General features: G+C 67.9%; 6 protein-coding genes. 5 read left to right on the top strand and 1 reads right to left on the bottom strand.

The window, feature by feature from the left end:
• A partial coding sequence (locus Q0672_RS03195; protein WP_298619635.1) for a CusA/CzcA family heavy metal efflux RND transporter occupies nucleotides 1–2,781 on the top strand: 2,781 nt, incomplete at its 5' end.
• A 43-nt stretch (nucleotides 2,782–2,824) separates the two neighbouring features.
• Here the strand turns inward: Q0672_RS03195 and Q0672_RS03190 are convergent.
• Nucleotides 2,825–2,968 carry a hypothetical protein gene (locus Q0672_RS03190; protein WP_284186335.1) on the bottom strand — a complete coding sequence of 48 codons (144 nt, stop codon included), beginning with the start codon at nucleotides 2,966–2,968 and terminating at the stop codon, nucleotides 2,825–2,827.
• 317 nt (nucleotides 2,969–3,285) lie between these two features.
• Here Q0672_RS03190 and Q0672_RS03185 point away from each other — a divergent pair, with 317 nt between their 5' ends.
• From Q0672_RS03185 to Q0672_RS03170, 4 genes are all read left to right on the top strand, one after another.
• A complete protein-coding gene (locus tag Q0672_RS03185) occupies nucleotides 3,286–3,909 on the top strand; it encodes a YitT family protein (RefSeq protein ID WP_298619633.1) in 624 nt (207 codons plus the stop codon).
• 248 nt (nucleotides 3,910–4,157) lie between these two features.
• Nucleotides 4,158–5,051, top strand: coding sequence for a TRAP transporter TatT component family protein (locus Q0672_RS03180; protein WP_298619632.1), 894 nt, complete (start codon nucleotides 4,158–4,160; stop codon nucleotides 5,049–5,051).
• Between the two features lie 27 nt (nucleotides 5,052–5,078).
• Entirely contained in the window at nucleotides 5,079–6,137 is a 1,059-nt protein-coding gene (dctP, locus tag Q0672_RS03175; RefSeq protein ID WP_298619631.1) for a TRAP transporter substrate-binding protein DctP, read from the top strand.
• A 307-nt stretch (nucleotides 6,138–6,444) separates the two neighbouring features.
• Nucleotides 6,445–7,440: a TRAP transporter small permease subunit gene (locus Q0672_RS03170; protein ID WP_298619630.1), complete on the top strand. Its 996-nt coding sequence runs from the start codon at nucleotides 6,445–6,447 to the stop codon at nucleotides 7,438–7,440.
• Nucleotides 7,441–7,466 lie beyond the last annotated feature (26 nt).

Raw genomic sequence — 7,466 nt, 5'->3', positions numbered from 1 at the left:
TTCGCCGCCGGTCGCATGCCCAAGGGCGTCACGCCGCAGATCGGGCCGGACGCCAGCGGCGTGGGCTGGGTCTATCAATACGTGCTGCTGGCCCGGGACAAGACCCTCGCCGAACTGCGCTCGATCCAGGACTGGTACGTCCGCTACCAGCTCGCCAAGGCGCCGGGCGTGGCCGAAGTGGCCTCGGTGGGCGGCTTCGTGCAGACCTATCAGGTCACCGTCGACCCGGTGAAGCTGCGCGCCTACGGCATTCCGCTGATGAAGGTCGCCCAGGTGATCCGCGATTCCAACCGCGACGTGGGCGGCCGGGTGGTCGAGATGGCCGAGACCGAATACATGGTGCGCGGCAAGGGCTATCTGCGCGGCAAGGACGACATCGGCGCGCTGGTACTGAAGGCCGAGCGCGGTACCGCCGTGCTGGTGCGCGACGTGGCCCGGGTCGAGCTGGTGCCCGACGAGCGCCGCGGCATCGCCGAACTGGACGGCGACGGCGAGGTGGTGGCCGGCATCGCCATGGCCCGCCACGGCCAGAACGCGCTGGAGGTGATCGGCAACCTCAAGGCCAAGATCGCAGAGATCGGCCCCGGCCTGCCAGAAGGCGTGTCGATCCAGCCGGTGTATGACCGCTCCGAACTCATCGAGCGCGCCATCGCCACGCTCAAGACGACGCTGATCGAGGAATCCCTGATCGTCGCGCTGGTGTGCGTGGTCTTCCTGCTGCATGTGAGGAGCGCGCTGGTGGCGATCCTGATGCTGCCGGTGGGCGTGCTGATGGCCTTCATCGCCATGCGCCTGCTGGGCATGAACTCCAACCTGATGAGCCTCGGCGGCATCGCCATTGCCATCGGCGCGATGATCGACGCCGCCATCGTGATGATCGAGAACGCCCACAAGCACCTGGAGCGCCTGCCGGACGGCCACACCACCGCCGACCGGGCCGAGGCGATGCTCGCCGCCTGCCGCGAGGTGGGGCCGGCGCTGTTCTTCTCGCTCCTCATCATCACCGTGTCCTTCCTGCCGGTGTTCAGCCTCGAAGGCCAGGAAGGCCGGCTGTTCTCGCCGCTCGCCTGGACCAAGACCTTCTCGATGGCCAGCGCCGCGCTGCTGTCGGTAACCCTGGTGCCGGTGCTGATGCTGCTGTTCATCCGCGGCCGGATCGTCCCCGAGGCCCAGAACCCGGTGAACCGCGTGCTGATCCGCCTCTACCGCCCCATCATCCGCGGCGTGCTGCGCTGGAAGAAGCTCACCATCTGCCTCGCCGTGCTGGCGCTGGTGGCCACGCTCTACCCGGCCTCACGCCTGGGCTCGGAGTTCATGCCCACCCTCGACGAAGGCACCCTGCTCTACATGCCATCCTCCCTGCCCGGCATGTCGGTCACCAAGGCCGCCGAGCTGATGCAGACCCAGGACCGCATCATAAAGAGCTTCCCCGAGGTCGCGTCAGTGTTCGGCAAGGCCGGCCGCGCCAACACCGCCACCGATCCGGCGCCGGTCGAGATGTTCGAGACCATCATCAACCTCAAGCCCCACGACCAGTGGCGGCCGGGGATGACCACTGACAAGCTCATCGCCGAGCTCGACGCCGCGCTGCAGTTTCCCGGCGTCGCCAACGCCTGGACGATGCCCATCAAGGCCCGCACCGACATGCTGTCCACCGGCATCCGCACGCCCATCGGCATCAAGGTGTTCGGCAAGGATCTGGACGAACTGGAACGCCTCGCCAAGACCATCGAGGGCGTGGTGCGCGCGGTGCCCGGCACCACCAGCGCCTTTGCAGAGCGCATCACCGGCGGCTTCTACCTCAACATCGAGCCGGATCGCGAGCAGCTCGCCCGCTACGGCATCACCGTGGGCGAACTGCAGGACGTGATCGCCGGCGCCCTGGGCGGCGAGATGGTCACCACCACCGTGGAAGGCCGCGAGCGCTACGGCGTGACGGTACGCTACCCCCGCGAGCTGCGCTCAAGCCCCGAGCAGATCGCCCGCGAGGTGCTGGTGCCCACCATGAACGGCGCCATGCTGCCCCTCGGCCAGCTGGCCAAGGTGGTGATCGCCAAGGGCACGCCGGGCATCCGCACCGAGAATGCGCTGCTGTCGGCCTACATCTACGTGGACATCCGCGGCCGCGACATCGGCGGCTACGTGGCCGACGCCAAGAAGGCGGTGGCCGATCAGGTGAAGTTTCCGCCGGGCTACTACGTGGCCTGGAGCGGGCAGTTCGAATACATGGAGCGCGCCATCGAGCGGATGAAGATCGTGGTCCCGCTCACCCTGCTGACGATCTTCCTGCTGCTCTACCTCAACTTCGGGCGCCTCACCGAAACCCTCATCGTGATGCTCTCGGTGCCCTTCGCGCTGGTGGGCGGCGTGTGGCTGATCTGGCTACTGGGCTACAACCTGTCGGTGGCGGTGGCGGTGGGCTTCATCGCCCTGGCCGGCGTGGCCGCCGAGACTGGCGTGGTGATGCTGATCTACCTGGACCACGCCTGGGCCGAGGCCAAGGCCCGCCGCGCCGCCACCGGCGAGACGCCGACCCTCGCCGATCTGTACGAGGCGGTGATGGAGGGCGCGGTCGAGCGGGTACGCCCCAAGATGATGACTGTCGTCGCCATCATGGCCGGCCTCCTGCCCATCCTGTGGGGCAGCGGCACCGGCAGCGAGGTGATGCGCCCCATCGCCGCGCCGATGGTGGGCGGGATGATATCATCCACGATCCTCACCCTGGCGGTGATTCCGGCGATCTACATGCTGGTCAAGCAATGGCAACGGGACGGCGCCTGAAAACAGGGGCCGTCCCGGGCAGGGGAACAACGCGGACGGGGATTTACTTGGGGTCGGGCGCCTTGCCTTGCTCGGCAAGGGTTTCGAGGGGCTTCTTGAGGAGCAGCAGGCCCCACATCTCGAAACGGGACGCGCTGGTGCTGACCGCACCCACGCAATAGTCGATCCACCAGGCTAGCGGGTTCATGATGTGAACTCCTTTCTTCTTGCACTGCCCCAAAGAGCCCGGAATGAATGCCGGCCATCCTGACCTTCCCTGGCGGCCGGATGGATCCGGGTCTCCTGTGGCGTGCTGAAAGCATGCGCCTGCCGGGGGCGGTGCGGATGAGAACTATGTCACCCGCACGCCATGAAAACCCGTTTCGGGCCAACTCCGCTGCATTTGTGCAACACATGGCACGGCCAGACGGCCGGGTGCCCCGCGATCCGCCTGTCCACCCCGCCCCTGTCGCCCCGCCGACCACGCCGCTATGATGTGGCCGCGCACCTTCCGCCCCGCTCCCAATGCCCAGCCACGACACTGCCCCCCTCCAAGCCGCGCCCCACACCCTGCTCGAGGACATCCAGGCAATGGTGATCGGCTGCCTGTTCACCGCCCTCGGCGTGGTCATGCTGCGGGAGGCGCGGCTGCTCTCCGGCGGCACCACCGGCCTAGCCTTCATCGCCCATTACCTGGGCGGCTGGCGTTTCGGCACGGTGCTCTTCCTCATCAACCTGCCTTTCTATGTGTTCGGCTACAAGGCGCTGGGGCCGCGCTTCACCATCAAGACCTTCTGCGCGATCGGCCTGTTGTCCGTCTTCACCGAGCTCGTGCCTGGCCTCATCGGCTTCACCCACCTCGACCCGGTGTTCGCGGCGGTGATGAGCGGCCTCGCCATCGGCATCGGCATCCTCATCCTGATCCGCCACGGCGCCAGCCTCGGCGGCGTCGGCGTGATGGCCATCTACCTCCAGAAGACCCGTGGCTGGCGCGCCGGCACCGTGCAGATGGCCTTCGACAGCCTGATCCTCACCACCGGCCTCCTCGTCGTCGAGCCCCATCAGTTGATGCTGTCCGTCCTCGGCGCCGCGGCGCTCAACCTGGTGATCGGCGTCAATCATCGGCCAGACAGGTATCACGGGTTCTGAGTCGGCACATCTCTCGGGCCACCCTGTAGGTCGGACTTCAGTCCGACAACGCGGTTTGATCGACATGGCGGGTTGATCGGGCAGGGTTTGTCGGACTGAAGTCCGACCTACAGTTCGAGCTACAGCTCAACGCCTGCAACGCGGCGCCGTCACCGCTCCGTCATTCCCCCGCAACATCGCCCCGCTATCTTCCGCCGCGTCTCATCATTCGACGCCGGCCGCGGGCATGGCGCAATCCAAGCTGCGCCATGGCGTCATCCGTCCCTTTCTGCCGCTCTGCCCTGATCGTCCTGGCAGCCCTCGTGCTGTCGGCCTGCTCCCCCCGCCAGATGGTGATGCACGGCCTTGCCGACGAGCTCGCCAGCCAGGGCAGCGCGCCCGAGGATGATCTGGATCTGGCCCGCGAAGCCAGCGCCTACCACCTCAAGCTCTCCGAATCCGTGCTGCGCAGCCAGTCCGACCACGCCGGGCTGGCGACTGCGGTGGCCGCCGGCTTCACCCAGTACGCCTACGCCTTCGTGGCCTTCGATGCGGATCGTCTAGACGCCACCGACGCCAAGGCCGCCCAGCGCTTGCGGGAGCGCGCCGCGCGGCTCTACCGCCGGGCCCGCGACCACGCCCTGACCGCCCTCGACCACACCTACCCGAACCTGCGCCGCCAGCTGGCCGACCCGGCCTCGCCGCTGCGCCTCAAAGCCGCCGACGTGCCCCTCGCCTACTGGGCCGCCGCGGCCTGGGGCGGGCAGATCTCCCTCTCGAAGGACGACCCGGACACCGTGGCCGACCTGCCCCTCGCCGCCCGCCTTGCCAGGCTGGCCTGGGATGCGAACCCCAGTTTTGGCGACGGCGACATGGCGAGCCTGATGGGCAGCTTCGAGGCCGCCCGCCCGGGTGGCAGCCGTGCCCAGGCCGAAAAATACTTCGACGACGCGATCCGCCTTGCCCACGGCACGAGCGCCGGCGCCTTCGTTGCCAAGGCCGAAGGCATCGCCCTGCCGGCTGGCGACAAGGCCGCCTTCACCGATCTGCTGGGCCAGGCGCTGGCCGTGAAGGACGCCCCGGGCAGCCCGAAGATGCTGGCCAACGAGGTGATGCGCCGCCGCGCCCGCTGGCTGCTGGACACCGCCGACGACCTGTTCTGACCCCCTTTCATCCCGGACGAGCCCGCCATGCACCGACTCATCGACCGCCTCCACCCCCACCTCGTCTCCCTGCTGGGCCTGTTGCTGGGCCTGCTGATCGGTGCGTTCGCCGCCCCCGGCGCCCACGCCGCCCCCGGCGCCCACGCCGCCAGCCAGCTTCGCATCGGCACCCTGGCCCCCAAGAACTCCCTCTACCACCGCCAGCTGATGGAGGTGGGCGAAGCCTGGCGCAGCGCCCAGGGCGACGGCGCCAAGTACGTGATCTACCCGGACGGCGGCCAGGGCGGCGAGACCGACATGGCCCGCCGGATGCGCATCGGCCAGCTGCAGGGCGCCCTGCTGTCGGTGGTCGGCCTGCGGGAGATCGAGCCCTCCATCTCGGCCCTGCAGAACATGCCGCTGCTCTTCCGCAGCTGGGATGAGGTGGACTACGTGCGCGAGAAGCTCCGCCCGGGCATGGAGCGCAAGTTCCTCGAAAAGGGCTTCGTGGTGCTGGCCTGGGGCGACGCCGGCTGGGTGCGCTTCTTCTCGAAGGACGCCGCGGTGCGCCCGGACGACTACCGCAAGATGAAGTTCTTCGCCTGGGCTGGCGAATCCGAGCAGCAGGACATCATGAAGAGCCTCGGCTACACCCCGGTGCCGCTCGAGACCAGCGACATCCTGCCGTCGATCCAGACCGGCATGATCACTACGGTACCCGCCACCCCCTATTTCGCGCTGGCCAGCCAGATCTACGGCACCGCGCCCCACATGCTCGACATCAACTGGGCACCCATCGTCGGCGCGCTGGTGGTCACCAAAAAGGCCTGGGACGACATGAGCCCCGCCGCCCAGGAGGCCCTCAAGACCGCCGGCGCCAAAGCCGGCCTGCAGATGCGCACCAAGGCCCGGGCGGAAGTGGACGAAGCAGTCGAAGCCATGAAGAAACGCGGCCTGCAGATCCACACCCCCACGCCCGAGCAGATGAAGGAATGGAACGACCTCGCCGACAAGCTCTACCCCCGCATCCGCGGCAAGATGGTGCCGGCCGAGACCTTCGACGAGGTGATGAAGCTGCTGAAGGACTACCGCGCCGGCAAGCGCTAGTCGCCGGTGTCGGACTGAAGCCCGGCCCACAAAACCCCAGCCCCCACCTCCTGTAGGTCGGACTTCAGTCCGACAAAGCCTGCCCGGCGGGTGTTGTCGGACTGAAGTCCGACCTACAACTTGAGCAGGTTCAAGTCCGACTTGAATCGGTTCAACCCGAACTTGCGACCGTTCAAGTCGGACTTGAACCGGTTCAACAAAAACCTGAGATGTCCCAAGTAAAACTTGAACAAGTTCAAGTCGGACTTGAACCCACCTAAGTCCGACTTGCGATCACGCACCAACCCCCCGCCCGAATAGCCCGCCCATGCGCCGACTGCCCTTCGACGAAGCCATCGCCTCCGCCGCGCTGCTGCTGATGACCCTGATCCCGCTGGTGGAGATCGCCCTGCGGCCGCTGCACGGCATGGGCATCGCCAACGCCCCGATGATCGTCCAGCACCTGGGGCTGGTGCTGGCCATGGCCGGCGCGGTGCTGGCCGAGCGCGGCAATCACCTCACCAGCCTGGGCAACAGCTTTGCCAGCGCCCGCAATCCGGCCGTGCGGCACGCCGCAAACCTCTTCGCCAAGGGCAGCGCGGCGGTGCTGTGCGGGATGCTGGCCGAAGCGAGCTGGCAGTTCGTCGCCAGCGAGATGGACGCCGGCCGGCTGCTGGCCTACGGCCTGCCGGTATGGACGATCCAGGCCCTGATGCCCGTGGGCTTCGTGGTGCTGGGGGTCAAGCTGGGGAGCCGCTGCGCGAGCGGGCTGGCACTGCGCATCGTGCTGGGCGTGGCCCTCACCGCCGCCGGCTACGCCTTTGCCCGGCACTTCGACGGGGCCGAGTTGCCCCTCGCCCCCTTCGCCATCGGGCTGGTGCTGGCCCTGCTGGCCGGGGCGCCGATCTTTGCGGTGCTGGGCGGGCTGGCCCTGGCGCTGTTCTGGTCCGAAGGCCAGCCGCTGGCGTCGGTGCCCCTCTCCCACTACCAGATCACGGTGAATCCCTCCCTGCCGGCGCTGCCGCTGTTCACCCTGGCGGGTTTGATCTTTGCCCGCAGCGGCGCCGCCCTGCGGCTGGGCGCGTTGTTCACCGCCAGCTTTGGCGGCGGCGCCATTGGCTCGTCGATTGCCGCGGCGCTGTTGTGTTCGTTCTTCACCGCCTTTACCGGCGGCAGCGGCGTCACCATCCTGGCCCTGGGTGGCTTGTTGCTGCCGCTGCTGAAGGACGCCGGCCTGCCCGAGAAGCGCGGCATCAGCCTCGTCACCAGCGCTAGCAGGCTGATGCAAAACCCAGTGAACGATCCGACGATCCACCTGTCCTAGCCGTACCCCACAAACCCCAGGCACAG

It is taken from the genome of uncultured Zoogloea sp. (assembly GCF_937894855.1).
GTDB classification, from domain to species: Bacteria; Pseudomonadota; Gammaproteobacteria; order Burkholderiales; family Rhodocyclaceae; genus Zoogloea; species Zoogloea oryzae.
The sequence above is the reverse complement of the archived record's forward strand: the minus strand, read 5'-3'. Positions and strand labels throughout refer to the sequence as shown.